Here is a 15,431-nt window from a genome sequence, read left to right as displayed (position 1 = left end):
GACGGGGCCGGATGCGGGCAGTCATCTCTTGGTCTCCTCGATCGACCGGGCGGATACGCACCGGAAGCCTACGGAGGGGGGACCCGGAAAGCAGCTCCTCACTTGGGCAGGTGGGTGGCGAACGAGAGGCGAACGACCTTTCGCATGGCGCAGGGGCGGCCTTCTCAGCCGCCCCTGCGGTGTCATGCGGCCCGCGGCAGGCCGCCCGACGGCCGTCAGGCCACCGGCAGCATGTCCTCGCGCGTGGGCGCCGTCACGAGGGGCGCCGGGGCCGGGGCTGCGGAGGCGACCACCTTGCGGTACACGGCCTCGTACCCGGCCGCCATGGTCTCCGGCTGGAAGTGCTCGATGACGTGGTTGCGGCAGTCCCGCGAGTCGATCGCGCCCACCGCCTCGATGGCGTCCGGCAGTTCGGTGACGTCGTCGCGGACCAGGCCGGTGACGCCGTCGAGGACGACCTCCGGCACCGAGCCGCGGCGCAGCGTGACGACCGGCGTGCCGCACACCATCGCCTCGATCATCACCATGCCGAACGGCTCCTCCCACTGCAGCGGGAACAGCAGGCAGCGCGCCCGGGCCAGCAGGTGCTTCTTGCGCTCGCCCGTCACCTCGCCGAGCCACTCCACGCCCCGGCCCAGGCGGGGCTTGATCTCGGCCTCGAAATAGGCGTGTTCGGCGGGCTCGCTGCACTTGGCGGCCAGCTTGATCTCGCGGCCCGCGGCGAGGGCGGCGTCGATGGCCAGGTGCATGCCCTTGTCGGGGGTGCAGCGGCCCAGGAAGAAGACCCAGTCCTCCTTGTCGCGCCGGTAGGGGAAGTCGGAGGCGCGCAGCGCGTTGTGCACGGTGCCCGCCCAGTTGAGGTCGGGGGCCTGGGAGCGCTGCGACTCCGAGATGGCGACGAGGTGCACACTGTCGCCCAACTGCCGGTAGTAGTCGCCGGGTTCGCCGTCCAGCGGGCCGTGCGTGGTGACCACGGTGGGCACGTTCCGGCCGCGGGCGAGGAGCGGCCCGGCGAGGGTGTGGTCGTGGACGACGTCGACGTCGAGGTCGTCCAGCAGGCGGGCGGCGGCCGCGGTGTGCCACACCTCGGGCAGCGGTTCGCCGAGGCGGGGGCCCTGCGGCACGTCGTAGGTGCGCAGCATGCGGTGGGCGCGGGTGCCGTTGCGGCCCGCCGCGATCAGGGTGACGTCGTGGCCCCGGGCGACCAGCGCGTCGGTGAGGTCGGCGCACATCGCCTCGATGCCCCCGTAGCCGCGCGGCGGGAGCTCGAACCACGGCGGCGCGACCATGGCGATACGAAGCGGCCGGTTGCTCACGTACGGCTCCTTTCGGTCATGGGTGAGCCTCGGGGCGTGCCCCTGCGGCTCACGGTCGCGCCCGGGCCTCCGCACACGGCACGGCGACGCCTCGCCATGGCGTGCCATGTCATGCCCGGATGCGCGGGCGGCGGATGTGGGTGTCACCGGCCGCGGGCGGCGTCGGCCGCGGCGGCGGTTCGGGAGGAGGAAAGTCTGCGGGGAGAGGACCCCGGACAGCCGACCGCCTGTCAGCGCGGCGGGTCCACGGCCGTGCAGGGGCATCGTTCCTGCGTCAGGGTCACGCCGGACGGCAGCCCGGTGACCTCGGCCCTGCCGTCCTCGGCGACCGTCACGCCGACCCGCGCCGTGCCCACCGGTACGTCGGTCAGCCGCAGCGCGCCGAAGCGGGCGGGCAGGTACGGGTCGAGGCGGAGGACGCCGTGCGGGACGCACACCTCGGCGCCCAGCAGTACGCGCAGCAGGTACAGGGGCGTGGCGGAGGCCCATGCCTGCGGTGAGCAGGCCGCCGGGTACGGGACCGGCTGCGCGTACTCGGCGCGGTCGAAGCCGCACAGGAGCTCCGGCAGCCGCCCGCCGAAGGCCGCCGCGGCGTCCAGGACGGCCTCGGCGACGCGCCGGGCGTGGTCGGTGAAGCCGTAGCGCATGAGCCCGGCGGCGACGAGGCCGCTGTCGTGCGGCCACACCGAGCCGTTGTGGTAGCTCATCGGGTTGTACGCGGCCATGGAGGTGGCCAGCGTGCGCACGCCCCAGCCGCTGAACATCTGCGGCGACAGCAGCCGTTCGGCGACCGCGGGCGCCCTGCCGGCGTCGACGATGCCCGTCCACAGGCAGTGCCCCATGTTGGAGGCCAGCGCGTCCACCGGCTGCTTCTCGCCGTCCAGGGCCTCGGCGTACCAGCCGTGCTCCGGCAGCCAGAACCTTTCGTTGAAGCGCTCCTTGAGCTGCCTGGCCCGCTCCCGCCACTGCCCGGCCGCGTCCGGGTCGTCGAACCGCTCCGCGAGCAGCGCCCGCGCCAGGTAGGCGCCGTGGACGTAACCCTGGACCTCGGCGAGCGCGATGGGCGGCTCCGCGATCCTGCCGTCGGCACTGTTCACGCCGTCCCAGGAGTCCTTCCAGCCCTGGTTGGCCAGGCCCCGGTCGGTGGCCCGCCGGTACTCGACGAACCCGTCGCCGTCGCGGTCGCCGTACCTGTCGATCCAGGTCAGCGCCCGGTCGGCGTGCGGCAGCAACGCGCGTACGGCGTCCGGTTCGACGCCCCAGCGGCACAGCTCTCCGAGCAGCATCACGAACAGGGGAGTGGCGTCGACGGTGCCGTAGTACACCGTGCCGCCGAGCGCGAGCGACGCCTCTACGCCGAACCGCAGCTCGTGCGGGATGCGACCGGGCTCCTCCTCGGTCACCGGGTCGGTCTTCGTGCCCTGATGGCGGGCGAGCGTCTGGGCGGTACCGAGGGCGAGTTGGGGATCCAGCGGCAGCGACATCAGCGCGGTGAGGATGGAGTCCCGCCCGAACAGCGCCATGAACCAGGGCGCGCCGGCCGCCACGACAGGCGTGTCCGGGTACTCCGGGTCGAAGATCCTCAGCGCCCCCAGGTCCTGACAGCTCCGCCGCAAGGTCAGCGCCAGCGACTCGTCACCCACCCTGATCCGCGGCCCGGACTCCCGCCACTCGGTGGTCCGCACCGAGGGGCCGGCCTGCTCCACCGGCCGCTCCAGCGGGAACGACGTCGGCGTCTCCACCCCGTCGATCACCGGGGTGACCAGCATGGACGACCGCCAGGTGCCGCGCGGCGGCACGACCGCACGGAAGGTGAGCTGCCCGGGCGAGCTGATCGCGCCCTCCGCGACGATCCGCACCCCGCGGCTCTGCCCACGCCACTGCCGGGTGAGGGCGAGGACCCCGTCGCCGTAGTCGACGCCGTACTGGCCGCGCGGCCGGACCCGCCCCTCCTTCACCTCGAACAGGTCGGCGAAGTCGGCCTCGACGCGCAGCGTGAGCACACAGGCGGCGGCCTCGTTGCCGAGGTTGCGCAGCACCAGGTCCTCGCGCATGCCCGCGCCCACGAAGCGGCGCCGCTCCAGCAGCACGGTGGCCTCACTGTGCCCGGGACGCGGCCGGGCCCGCCCCAGGAACAGGGCCTCATACGGCTCCTGCGCGATGACGGAGAGCGGGTCGATCTCCTCGTCGTCCAGGCGCAGTTGCCACACGGACAGGATGCGGGTGTCGCGGTGGAAGAGCCCGTGGGGCATGCCGGGCACGAGGTCCCCGCCCCGCTCGGACAGGCAGAAGGACGACCCCTCGATCAGGGTCACGGAGTCCCCACCGCTCTGCGTGGCTTCCCCGGCGAACGTCCAGCCCTCGCCCATCGATCACCTTCCTCGTGAGAAAGACGATTCGACCGGGATTTCTTATACGACGAAGCTCAACTTTCCTGCAAGTCCGCGCACGGCTTCCGCGGTGCGCCCGGCTGAGGTTCGAGCGGGACGAACCCGGTGGGGGCCGGCCGACCGGTGCCCGGCGGCCCCTTCCCATAATGGTTTGACGAAGTCCTGTCGGATGTCTTGACACCCCGGGCGGCTGCGGCGAGGCTCTCGCCCGAAAGGTGATCGTCCGAGCGTGACAGCACGTCAGGCTCCCGTGGCTTCGGTTCCGTGCCTGCCGCTGCCGCCCCAGGGCACCACAGGTTCTTCCTCCCCCCCGGTGCGCGGTTGCGCGCGTCCGCACGCCGTCTCTCAGCCCCACCCGCACAGGAAGGTCCCCGCACATGTTCCGCTCCGCCCGCAGGGCCGCACAGCGCACCACCAGGCTCACCCGCACCGTCATGGCGGCGGCGGTCGCCCTGAGCAGCGGTGCCCTCATCGGCCTGGCCACCGTCCCGGCGTCGGGCGCCGACAGACCGGCCGCCTCCCTCAACCCCGGCCAGTTCAACGGCGTGAACTGGGCCGACCCCCGCGACAACTACGCCAACGACCCCGTGGTCCTGTCCGGTCTGAGCCTCACCGACGACTACGCCACCACCTACGCCAAGGCCAGCGGCGTGATCAAGGGCTTCCGGAAGAACCTCCGGGCCAACACGGTGCGGCTGCCCATCAACCCCTACACCGTGAACGGCTCCTACTGGAGCTCCTACCGCGCCGTCATCGACGCGGCCACCGCCCACGGCTTCAAGGTCATCCTCAGCTACTGGGAGGGCACCGGCGCCCAGAAGGACGGCTTCGTCGACAACCTGCCGGACTTCTGGCGCATGTGGGGCACCGTCACCCACACCTACCAGCGCAACCCACTGGTCTACTTCGAGCCGATGAACGAGCCGCACGGCTACACCGCGGGGGCGTGGGCCGACCTGGTGGCCCAGTGGATCGGCAATTACCCGTCCGTCCCCAGGAGCAGGATCTTCGTCAGCGGCTCCGGCTACAACGACAGCGTCGTCAGCGTCTGCGCGGACCACCGCCTCGACGGCACGTACCTGTCCCTGCACCACTACGGCTTCTGGAAGCAGAGCGCCACGTACTCCGAGTGGGTCAGCGACCTCAAGGCGCGCCTCGGCACCTGCGCCTGGCGCACCGTCGCCGACGAGTTCGGCGCCCCCATGACGACCGGACTGAACTACAACCGGCCCGCCGCGGCCGGCAGCGACCCCAACTCGGTCGCCTTCATACAGGCCGACACGGACGTGTTCCGGCAGCTCCACATGGGATCGGTCTACTGGCCGGGCCTGCGCACCGGCGACACCTACAGCATCCAGACCCTCACCGGCAGCGGCACCCACCTGGGCCTGGCCACCACCAACCAGTCCGGCGCGGACCGTCTCGCCTGGGCATGGGGCAAGGGACACCCGGCGACCGAGCAGTGACTACGACCCGGTGACCCCGGGGGAGAGCAGGACGTCCGCGAGACGCTCCGCGAACTCCCCCGGGTGTTCCACCGCGCCGATGTGGCCGCCCGGGAACTCGGTGAACGCGGCACCGGTCAGCTCGGCCGCCGACGTGGCCGTGCGGTGGAGGAGCCCGCCGCGGGAGTCGGCACCGGCGGCGAGGGTGAGACGTGCGGAGACGGTCTTCAGGGCGGCCAGGTCCGGTGCGTACGCCGTGAACGAGGGCAGGACGCGGGTGAGGAAGATCCCCATCGGGGTGGTCAACTCCTCGCCGAGCGCGGGTGGTTCGCCCTCCGTCGGACCGGCGGTCGCGGGCCTGCCTTCCAGCCCGGCGGCCAGCCGGGCCCCGGCCGCCTTCACCCCGGCCGCGCGATAGGTGTCGCACACCTCCGCGAACATCGCCCGCTGCCGGTCCGCGTCCGCAAGCACCTCCACCACGGGCGGCTCGTGCGCGACCACGTGCCGCAGCCGCTCGGGGTGGCGCGCGAGCAGGTCGAGGGCCGCGATCCCGCCGGAGCTGAGGCCGAGGACGTACGCGGAGGCGCCTTCGGGAAGGACGGCTTCGAGTACCCGGCGCGCACCCTCGCTCCAGTGCGCGACCCGCTGATCGGTGACGGGCCGTCCGAGGTGGCCGTGTGCGAGGCCGAGCGGGTCGTAGGTGACGACGGTGAAGCGGTCGGTGAGGCGGTCCGTCATCCCGTCCAGCCCCATGGGGTGCCCCGCCCCGCCGGGGACGACCAGCAGGACGGGACCTGTGCCGCACACGTCGTGGTGGAGGTCAGTCACGGTTCTTCGTCTCCTCACGGGGCCAGTTCGCCAGAGCGACGTGCAGGGCCTCGATCGCCCTGTCCCAGGACGCCTGTACGTCCCGGGGCGCGCCGAAGCCGCCGGTGGCCTCCAGGGCGCAGTATCCGTGGAAGGTACTGCGCAACAGCCGGACGGCGTCGGTGAGATCGGGCTCTTCCAGGCCGTAGGCGCGCAACATGCCGTAGGTGATCTCGGCGGTGCGGCGCAGGGCGGGGGAGTCGGTGACGAGGGCCTGGTCGATCCGGATCTGTGTGGCCGCGTACCGGCCCGGATGCCGGTGGGCGTACTCCCGGTAGGCGCCCGCGAAGGCGGCCAGCGCGTCCTTGCCGGCGCGCCCGGCGGCGGCGGCGGCGATGCTGTCGATCATCTCGCCGCCGGCCAGCAGGGCGATGCGGGTGCGCAGCTCGCGTAGGTTCCTGACGTGCGAGTAGAGGCTGGCGTCCTTCACGCCGAAGTGACGGGCCAGGGCGGACACGGTGACGTTCTCGAAGCCCACCTCGTCCGCCAGGTCGGCTGCCGCCGCGACCACCCGCTCGACGGTGAGCCCGGCTCTGGGCATACGAGGACCACCTTCCAAAACCTAGAGGGTCTAGCCTATCTCCTAGGATCCCTTCCAGCAGTCCTTTGCCCATGCCGTCTGTCGTGGGCCGTGCCGGCCGGGTGTCGGCGTGGACGGCGTCAGCCACCTGCGGTGTTCCGCCCGTCCGCCGTGTGACGTCGAGGAGGCGCCAGGCCCGGCCCGGTGCTGTCATGGAGACGGCGGAGGAGCCGGCGGCGCAGCGGAGTCCGGCGCGTCGCGCGTCGTCCGCCCGGGCGGTCCGACCGGGGCCGTCTCGTCGCACCGCGGAGGAGGCTGATTGTCATGCTGCACCGCCGCACGGTCGGTGACGTGATGACCGAGGACGTGATCACCCTCCGCCCCGACACACCGTTCCACGAGGTCGCCGCCCTGCTGGACGCGAACGACATCGCCGCGGCGCCGGTCGTCGACGAGGACGGCGCCCCGGTCGGCGTCGTGTCCGCGTCCGACGTGCTGCGGCACGAGACCGGGATGCCCGATGCACAGGGGCGGGACGGGGACGACGAGCATGCCTGGGTCAAGGCGCGGGCCCGGACCGCGGGCACGCTCATGAGCAGCCCCGTCTTCGCCGCCCGCGCCGACTGGACGATCCCCCGGGCCGCCCGGGAACTCCGCAGGCGGCACGTCAAGCAACTGCCGGTGGTCGACGACGACGGCCTGCTCACCGGCATCGTCAGCCGAAGCGACCTGCTGGACGCCTTCATTCGCTCCGACGCCGAGATCCGCAGCGAGGTCGAGCGGAATGTCCTCGGACGCATCCTCGGCCTGCACGAGGGAACCATCGCGGTCGAGGTCCGGGAGGGCGCCGTCACCCTGCGGGGCCACGTCCCGGAGCCCCGTCTCGGCCCGGTGGTGGTGGGGCTGTGCCAGGGCGTCGACGGTGTCGTCGCCGTGGACGCCCATCTCGTCGCGGGGCGGCCGGGACTTTCGCAACAGGCCCCGGGGTCACCGGGCGGAACGTGAGGTCGTCCGGGCGGAGGCGGCGGCCGCGCGGAGTACGAGGTGTGACGGGACGGCTCAGGGCCGCCGTCCGCTCGGCGTACAGGCGTACGGTGGTACGTCTTGATCGTTCGTCGCGTACGAGGGTGTGCGGGCAGGGGGGAGCGACCGGTGCGGGAGGGCACAGATGCGGGATCGCCGGAGCGGAACCGGGACTTCGGGATCTTCTGGGCGGCGCAGACCCTCTCGGTCCTCGGTGACTCCTTCGCCCTGATCGCGCTGCCGCTGCTGGTGCTGGAGGCCACCGGGTCCCTCGCCCGGATGGGGCTGTTGACGGCGGTCGGGGGTGCGGCGTCGGTGCTGACCGGTGTGTTCGCCGGTGTGGTGGTGGACCGGTTCGACCGCAGGAAGCTGCTGATCGCCTGTGACCTGGCGCGGATGGTGCTGTACGGGCTGGTTCCGCTGGTGTGGCTCGGCGGACCGCGGGTCTGGCTGCTGTACGCGGTGCTGCCCCTGTGCGAGGCCGTCGGGATGGTGTTCTCCGTCGCGTACGTCACCGTGGTGCGCGGCCTCGTCGACGGCGAGCGGATCACCGCCGCGAACGGCCGGCTGAACGCGACCGCCGCGGCGGCGGGGGTGGTCGGCCCGCTCGGCGCGGGTGTCGTGGCCGCGTGGGCGGGGCCGGCCGGAGCCGTCGCGGTGGACGCGGTGAGCTTCGGCGTGTCGGCGCTCTGCCTGACCCTCGTACGGCTCCGGAAGTCCCCACTCCCCGCCCCGGCGACGACCCGGCGGGGACTGGCGAAGGACCTCCTCGCCGGTGCGTCCTTCCTGTGGCGCCACCCGGTGCTGCGCGCCCTGACCGTGCTGCTGTCCCTGTTCAGCTTTCTCGAGCTGGGCCTCGACGACCTGCTCATCTACCACCTCAAGCACGACCTCGGGAAGACCGACGGCACCGTCGGCACCGTCCTTGCGGTCGGCGCTCTCGGGACCATCGCCGGGGCCCTGCTGGTGGCACGGGTGCGGCACGGGCTCGGTTTCGGACCCACCTGGATCGGGGCCGTGACCGTCTGCGGCGGCGCGCTCGCCGGCATCGGCTGGGCCCGTGACGTACCGGCCGTCGCCTTCCTCATGGCGGCGTTCCTCGGATGCGTCAGCATCGCCGGGACCTGCTCGATGTCCCTGCGCCAGCAGGTGACCCCCGAGCACCTGCTGGGCCGGGTCACCTCCGCGTTCTGGACGATCCACTACGCGGCGGCCCCGGTCGGCGCGGCCGTGGTCACCTGGGCGGCCCAGCACCACGGTACGGCGCCGGTGGGGGTGGTGGCCGGAGCCTGCTGCGTGGGCATCGCGGCCCTGGCCCTGTTCACCCCTGTACGGACCCGCCACCCGGAGGCGGCCCCCGAGGCCGCCTGACCGGTCCTGCACGGCCGTCACCCGTTCACCCTCGTGTAGTGCCCAGGCTCCACCGCCACAGCAGCCGAGCCCCCGGATACGCGCCACGGCGGCGGGATGCCGGTCAGCATCTTGATGGTGGCCCGCGAAGTGCAGGCTCAGGCCGAGACCGGCACCCGACGGCGACAGGCCGTACTCGGCGCGCAGGCCCGGGACCGGCGGGCCGTAGAGCGCCTGGAGCATGCCGATGAGGACGAAACCGACGCAGGACGCGGCCGCGGCCGGACGACTGAACAGCCGTCCGGCCGCGGAGGTCCTCAGGACCGTGTCCGTCAACTGACCTCCGAGAAGACGAAGGAGAACTCCGCGGGCTCGGCCCGCAGGACGTACTGCGGCAGCGGGCCCGGACCGCACGACTGGGAGCCGATGCCGTGCTGGCCGTGGTCGAGGTTGACCCACACCGTGTCGCCGGGCGTGAGGTCGGTGCGGTGCCGGGCGGCGTCCAGCTGCTCGTTCGTCCAGCGGCGGGCGCTGAAGAAGAACTCCGGGTCGCCCTCGATGCGCAGCCCGCCGATCTCCGCCCAGCGGACGTCGGCACGGGCGCCGTTCTCCTGCGGGCGGACGTACGGCGTCTGCAGACCGTCGACCGTGGACTCCCAGCGGCCGAGCTGCGAGGCCGACCTCGTGTCCGGGTACGCCTCGCCGGGGCCGCCGCCGAACCAGGTGACCCGGTCCGCCGACCCGGACAGCCCGAACCGGATGCCGAGCCGGGGCAGCGGCACCGTCCAGTCGCCCTCCGGCCCCACGGACACGGTCAGCCGCAGCCGCTGACCGTCGGACGTCCAGCGGTACACCGTGGCGAGGCCCACCTCCCAGGCCGCGGGCGCCACCCGGGTCCGTACGGTCAACGCCCCGTCGCCGAGCTCGACCGCGTCCAGACGGTGCCGCATGCGGTGCAGGCCGAGCTTGCGCCACATCAGGCCGTAGCGGAGGTCGGTCTGCCACTCGGCGCCGTCGTCGTTGTCGGTGGTGGCCCGCCACACGTCCAGGCGCAGACCCGTCACGTCCACGCCGCCGACGGCCGTCAGCGCGCCCGTGCGGGCGTCGAAGGTACCCGGGCCGAGGGTGATCCGGCCGTCGGTGAGTGCGGGAGCCGCGCCCGCGGCGGCCGGGACCGGCACCCGTCCGGAGACCGGGAACTGGGCCCACGCCACCTGGTGGCCCTTCGGCCCCCACACGGTGTCCGCCGCCAGCACCGCCCGCACCGTCCACTGTGTCTCACCGCCACGCGCCTCGGGCGGCTCGGGCAGCTTGACCTCCGCCGACTCCCCGGCCGCGAGCACCGGCACCGAAAGCGAACCCGACTCCACGGTCTCGCCGTCGACCTGGAAGGACCACTCGAAGGCGAGCGCGGAGAGGTCCGCGAAGTCGTGCGCGTTGCGGACCCGCACTGTACCGCCGTCACCGTCGCCCTCGATGCGGACCGGCTCGATCACCTTCTTGTACTCGCCGAGGCCCGGTGACGGCTCGCGGTCCGGGAACAGCAGACCGTCGCAGACGAAGTTCCCGTCGTGCAGCTCCTCCCCGAAGTCACCGCCGTAGGCGTAGCCCAGCTCCGGGTGCTTGATGCCGTGGTCGATCCACTCCCAGATGAAGCCGCCCTGCAGCCTGTCGTAGGACTCGAACAGCCGCTGGTAGTCGGCGATGCCGCCGGGCCCGTTGCCCATGGCGTGCCCGTACTCGCAGAGGATGAAGGGCAGCTCGCGGCGCTTGTGCGTGCCTCCGTCCAGTTCGCGGCCGATCCGCTCCACCTCGGCGTGGCTCGCGTACATCCGCGAGTACACGTCCGTGTCACGGCAGTTGGTGTCGCCCTCGTAGTGCACCAGCCGCGAGGAGTCCCGCCCGTGGATCCACTCGGCCATCGCGGTCAGCCCCCGCCCGGTGCCGGCCTCGTTGCCCAGGGACCAGATCACGACCGACGGGTGGTTCTTGTCGCGCTCGACCATGCGGGCGGCACGGTCGAGCAGCGCCGGCGTCCAGCGGTCGTCGTCGACCGGGTTGTCGCGCCAGGCCTGCTCGACGAAGCCGTGGGTCTCCAGGTCGCACTCGTCGATGACCCACAGGCCGTACTCGTCGCACAGGTCGAGGAAGGCCGGATGCGGCGGGTAGTGGGAGGTGCGGACGGCGTTGATGTTGTGCCGCTTCATCAGCAGCACGTCCTCGCGCATCGTCTCCAGGTCGAGCGCGCGGCCCTTCTCCGGGTGCCACTCGTGCCGGTTGACCCCCTTGAAGAGGACCGGCCTGCCGTTGACCTTGATCAGGCCGTCGTCGAGGACGACGGTCCGGAAGCCGATCCTGAGCGGTACCCGCTCGCCCTCCGTGGCCAGCACGCCGTCGTACAGCTTCGGGGTCTCCGCGGTCCACGGCTCGACGGGCACGGTCACGGACTCGCCGGTGGCGACATCGATGTCGAGTGCGGGCACGGTCACCCGGCCGGCCACGTCCGAGTCGACCTTCAGCGTGCCCTCGCCGGTCGTGTGGTCGTAGGAGGCCTGCACGAAGAAGTCCAGGACACTGCCGGCCGGGCGGTGCAGCAGGGTGACGTCCCGGAAGATGCCCGGCAGCCACCACTGGTCCTGGTCCTCCAGGTACGAGCCAGCCGACCACTGGTGGACCCGGACCGCGAGCACGTTGCCGCCGGGCTTGAGCAGATGTCCGACGGCGAACTCGTGCGGCAGCCGGGAGCCCTTGAACTCCCCGACGTCCGTGCCGTTCAGCCAGACGCGGGCACAGGACTCGACGCCGTCGAAGCGGAGCACCGCCCCGCCGTCCGACGGCCAGTCGGACGGCAGGTCGAAGGCGCGCAGATGGTCACCGGTCGGGTTCTCGGTCGGCACGCGCGGCGGGTCGACCGGGAAGGGGTAGAGGTGGTTGGTGTAGATGGGGGATCCGAAAGAGCCGTCGCCCTGGAGGACCCAGTGGCCGGGGACCGAGACCTCCGCCCAGTCCCCCGCGTCGTATCCGGGCTCGGCGAACGCCTCGTCCTCCGCGTCCGCCGTCGCCGACAGCCGGAACCGCCAGTTGCCGTTCAGTGAGAGGGACGCGGCATCCGAGGACGCGTACCAGGCACGCGGCGGCAGGGCGCCGCTGCCCGGGGAGACGTCCTCGACGTAGTCGATGGAGGGAGGGGTGCGGAAGGTCATCGGTCTCCTAGGTCGGCCCGGTCAGCCCTTGATGCCCGTCCGTGCGACGCCCTGCACCAGCCAGCGCTGCAGGAAGAGGAAGACGAACACCAGGGGAAGGATCGAGATGGCGGTGGCCATGAAGATCAGGTGGTAGTTGACGGTCTGGTTGGTCATGTACGAGGAGAGGGCGACCTGGACGGTCCAGGCGCTGGGGTCCTGGCCGATGACCAGCGGCCACAGGAAGGCGTTCCAGCCGCTGATGAAGGTGATGGTCGCCATCGCGGCGAAGAAGTTCAGCGAGTTGGGGACGACCACCCTCCAGTACGCGCTCCAGTGGCTGAGCCCGTCCACGCGTGCCGCCTCCTCCAGTTCCTTGGGGAACCCGAGGTAGTACTGCCGGAACAGGAAGCAGGTGAAACCGCTGAACAGGCCCGGGATGATGAGACCGCGGTAGGAGTCCACCCAGCCGAGTGACGAGACGAGCACGAAACTCGGCACGAAGGTGACGGCGGTGGGGATCATCAGAGTGACGAGGACCGCGTAGAACACCTTGTTGGCGTGCTTGTACGGGATGCGGGCCAGGCCGTAGCCGGCCAGCGAGCAGATCAGCAGGGTGCCCACGGTCATCAGGACGGCGACCACCGTGGAGTTCCACAGGGACCGGCCGAAGTCGACGGTCTCGTCGTGGAACAGCTCGCTGACGTTGCCCCACTGGATGTGGCTCGGCAGCCACTTCCAGTTCTCGCCCGTGATCTCCGGGTCCGTCATCAGGGCGTTGCGGACGATCAGATAGAAGGGGATCAGGAAGAGCAGCGCGGCGACGCCGGTGGCGACGTACAGACCCGTGTTGCCGATGACGCTTCCGCGCCTGACGCGGCGCGGCTTCCCGCTCTCCGGTGCGGTGGTGGTCACTTGGACTCCTCCCCACTGCCGAAGCCCATGATCCTGCCCTGGAAGAGGGTGACGACGCAGATCAGCAGGGTCAGGATGACGGCGCCCGCGCTGCCCGCGCCGTAGTCCTGCTCCGTGCCGAGGGCCGTCTTGTACAGCTCCATGAGGGGCGTCTGGGCCCAGGTCGCCTTGGTACCGATGAGGTTGAAGAACTCGTCGAACGCCTGGTACGCCGCGATGAGGAGCAGCAGGATCACCGCGGTGGAGGTGGCGCGCAGCTGGGGCAGCGTGACGTATCGGAAGGTCTGCCAGCCCGGCTTGGCGCCGTCGATGGCGGCGGCCTCGTACAGCTCCGAGGGGATGTTCTGCAGCGCGGCCAGGAAGAGGATCATGTAGAAGCCGGCCTGGAGCCACAGGCGCGCGGTCACGAGGACCAGCCAGTACCAGGGCGGGCTCGGGTTCGACAGCCAGGCGATGTTGTCGACGCCGAGCCAGCCGAGGACGGTGTTGGCCAGGCCGAAGCGGACGCCGTTGAAGAGGGACATCTTCCAGATCAGCGCGGCGGCGACGTAGGAGCACGCGGTCGGCAGGAAGAAGACCGACCGGAAGAACGCCTTCATGAACCGCAGCCGGTGCAGCATCAGCGCCAGGCCCAGCGAGAGCGCCCAGGTGGTGGGCACGATGAACGCGGCGAACACGGTGAACGTGACCAGGGAGCCGGTGAAGTCTCCGTTGGTCAGGATCTGCGTGTAGTTGCCGAGGCCGACGAACTTGCTCGGCGTGACCGTGTAGCGGGCGTCGAAGAAGCTGAGCCAGACGCTCCACACGATGGGCACGAAGACGAAGATCACCAGGCCGATCAGGAACGGCCCGGTGAAGAGCCAGAAGTTCAGGGTGGTGCTCGCCGCCAGGCCCCGCCGCGGTCGGGCCTGGGAGGCCTTGGCCGGGGCGGGGTGGGCGACCCCGCGCGTGGTGGTGGTCGACATGTCGTGGTCCGCCCGGGCGCCTATCCGAACAGCTTCTTCAGCTCGCGGTTGACCTTCTTGTCGCAGGCGTCGAGCGCCGCCTGCGGGTCTCCGTTCTTGCGGACGGCGTTCGCGATCACGTCGTTGAACGCCGTGATCATGGCCTGGGTCCAGCCGATGTTGTCGAAGTGCCCGTAGGTGTTGAACAGCTTGACGCCGTCGGCCGCCGCGCCCGTCTTCAGCTTGGTGGCCTGCGCGGCGATCGACGCGCGGGGCGGGATGTGGAAGCCGTAGGAGGTGGAGAAGTCCGCCTGGTACTGCTTCTGGTCGATCCACAGCCACTTCACGTACTCCTTGGCCGCGTCGACGTTCTTGCTCTTGGCGTTGACGAACATCGACCAGCCGCCGTTGTACACGGACTGCTTGCCCTTCGAGCCGACCTTCGGGAAGGGGAAGACGCCGAAGTCGTCGCCGAGTGCCTGCTGCATCGCGGGCATCGACCACATGCCGCCCCACTGGATGGCGCACAGGCCCTGGTTGATCGCGGAGGGGTCCCAGAAGTCGGTCGGGGCGTCCAGCAGCAGGTGGCCGCTGGTGAACAGGGTGTGGAGCTTCTTCAGGCCCTCGGCGACGCCGTCCGTGTGGTAGGCGATCTGGTTCTTCGCGTCGAGGAAGTCGGCGCCGGCCGACCAGACCAGGGGGTTCTGGACCGCGGTGAGGTCGTTTCCGAGGAAGAGGCCCTTGACCTTGCCGGTGGTGAGCTTGGCGGCGGCCTCGATCAGCTCGTCGAGCGTGGTCGGTACCTGCACGTTCGCCTTCTCCAGCATCGACTTGCGGTAGAAGAAGAACTGCGGGTCGTCGATCATCCGGATGCCGTATATCTTCCCGTCGACCGTGTGCGACGTGATGTCGGCCGGGTCGAAGTCGTCCTTGACCGGGGCGATGATGTCGGTCAGGTCGGCCACCTGACCGCTCTTGACGAGCTGGATCTGCGGGTGGAACTCGAAGACGTCGGGTGCCTGGGCGGTCAGCACGGCCGAGAACAGCTTGGACTCGAAGTTGTTGCTGGTGATCCACTGGGTGGCCACGTTGGCCTTGGTGTAGGCCTTCGCGTAGCGCTTGACGGCCTGTTCGACGCCCGGCTCACCGTACGCGTGGAAGTACTGGACCAGGTTGATGCCCGAACCGCTGCCTCCGCCACGGCCGTTGTTGCTCCCGCAGGCGGAGAGCGTGCCGGCGGCGGCCAGGCCCGCTGCGGCCTTCAGGAGTGATCGGCGGTCCCAGTTGCTGCTGCTCATTGCCGACATGCTGACGTCCTTGTCTCGAAGCGCGGCTGCGGCTCTTGCGGCTTCGCGCGAGGTGGCTCAATGAGGTGCGGTGCGGGACGTTAGGGCTTCGGCTAAGACTTCGGCAAGGGGTTGGACAAAGCCTGCGCGAAACGCGTTGTGCCCGGTTCGGAGTGCCGAACGAGGGGGCCGG

11 protein-coding genes are annotated in these 15,431 nt (G+C 71.1%); 3 read left to right on the top strand and 8 right to left on the bottom strand.

Annotated features, from left to right (window positions below; genetic code table 11):
- Nucleotides 1–215: 215 nt before the first annotated feature.
- Nucleotides 216–1,316 (bottom strand): glycosyltransferase family 4 protein, encoded by a 1,101-nt coding sequence (locus ACFYZJ_RS01305; protein ID WP_388561572.1) that lies wholly within the window; start codon nt 1,314–1,316, stop codon nt 216–218.
- Between the two features lie 230 nt (nt 1,317–1,546).
- A complete protein-coding gene (locus ACFYZJ_RS01300) occupies nt 1,547–3,685 on the bottom strand; it encodes a glycogen debranching N-terminal domain-containing protein (RefSeq protein ID WP_388561570.1) in 2,139 nt (712 codons plus the stop codon).
- A gap of 398 nt (nt 3,686–4,083) precedes the next feature.
- Between ACFYZJ_RS01300 and ACFYZJ_RS01295 the strand changes: the two genes are divergently transcribed.
- Nucleotides 4,084–5,172 (top strand): cellulase family glycosylhydrolase, encoded by a 1,089-nt coding sequence (locus ACFYZJ_RS01295; protein WP_388561568.1) that lies wholly within the window; start codon nt 4,084–4,086, stop codon nt 5,170–5,172.
- On the opposite strand, the gene ACFYZJ_RS01290 is transcribed toward ACFYZJ_RS01295, so the two are convergent.
- Together ACFYZJ_RS01290 and ACFYZJ_RS01285 are read right to left on the bottom strand one after the other, a co-directional pair.
- On the bottom strand, nt 5,173–5,979 hold the full coding sequence (locus ACFYZJ_RS01290) for an alpha/beta fold hydrolase (protein WP_388561566.1): 807 nt from the start codon (nt 5,977–5,979) through the stop codon (nt 5,173–5,175).
- Nucleotides 5,972–6,559, bottom strand: coding sequence for a TetR-like C-terminal domain-containing protein (locus tag ACFYZJ_RS01285; protein WP_388561564.1), 588 nt, complete (start codon nt 6,557–6,559; stop codon nt 5,972–5,974). Before ACFYZJ_RS01285 ends, ACFYZJ_RS01290 begins: the two co-directional genes overlap by 8 nt.
- 303 nt (nt 6,560–6,862) lie before the next feature.
- Here ACFYZJ_RS01285 and ACFYZJ_RS01280 point away from each other — a divergent pair, with 303 nt between their 5' ends.
- Both ACFYZJ_RS01280 and ACFYZJ_RS01275 read left to right on the top strand, forming a co-directional pair.
- The gene (locus ACFYZJ_RS01280; RefSeq protein WP_388561562.1) at nt 6,863–7,543 is read left to right on the top strand and encodes a CBS domain-containing protein; all 681 of its coding nucleotides are present in this window, start codon (nt 6,863–6,865) and stop codon (nt 7,541–7,543) included.
- A gap of 147 nt (nt 7,544–7,690) precedes the next feature.
- Entirely contained in the window at nt 7,691–8,932 is a 1,242-nt protein-coding gene (locus ACFYZJ_RS01275; protein WP_388561560.1) for an MFS transporter, read from the top strand.
- A 311-nt stretch (nt 8,933–9,243) separates the two neighbouring features.
- Here ACFYZJ_RS01275 and ACFYZJ_RS01270 read toward each other — a convergent pair whose 3' ends face one another.
- From ACFYZJ_RS01270 to ACFYZJ_RS01255, 4 genes are read right to left on the bottom strand one after another with little or no spacing between them, the layout of a single operon-like run.
- Nucleotides 9,244–12,114, bottom strand: a complete 2,871-nt coding sequence (locus ACFYZJ_RS01270) for a glycoside hydrolase family 2 TIM barrel-domain containing protein (protein WP_388561558.1) — start codon at nt 12,112–12,114, stop codon at nt 9,244–9,246.
- Nucleotides 12,115–12,135: 21 nt separating this feature from the next.
- Complete coding sequence (locus tag ACFYZJ_RS01265; RefSeq protein ID WP_388561556.1) at nt 12,136–13,008, bottom strand: carbohydrate ABC transporter permease; 873 nt, start codon at nt 13,006–13,008, stop codon at nt 12,136–12,138.
- The gene (locus ACFYZJ_RS01260) at nt 13,005–13,973 is read right to left on the bottom strand and encodes a carbohydrate ABC transporter permease (protein WP_388561554.1); all 969 of its coding nucleotides are present in this window, start codon (nt 13,971–13,973) and stop codon (nt 13,005–13,007) included. Before ACFYZJ_RS01260 ends, ACFYZJ_RS01265 begins: the two co-directional genes overlap by 4 nt.
- A gap of 20 nt (nt 13,974–13,993) precedes the next feature.
- Nucleotides 13,994–15,259 (bottom strand): ABC transporter substrate-binding protein, encoded by a 1,266-nt coding sequence (locus ACFYZJ_RS01255; protein WP_388561552.1) that lies wholly within the window; start codon nt 15,257–15,259, stop codon nt 13,994–13,996.
- Between the last annotated feature and the right edge of the window lie 172 nt (nt 15,260–15,431).

Origin of the sequence: Streptomyces sp. NPDC001848 (assembly GCF_042891915.1) — a bacterium.
Lineage (GTDB): Bacteria > Actinomycetota > Actinomycetes > Streptomycetales > Streptomycetaceae > Streptomyces.
This window is presented reverse-complemented; position numbering and strand designations above follow the sequence as displayed.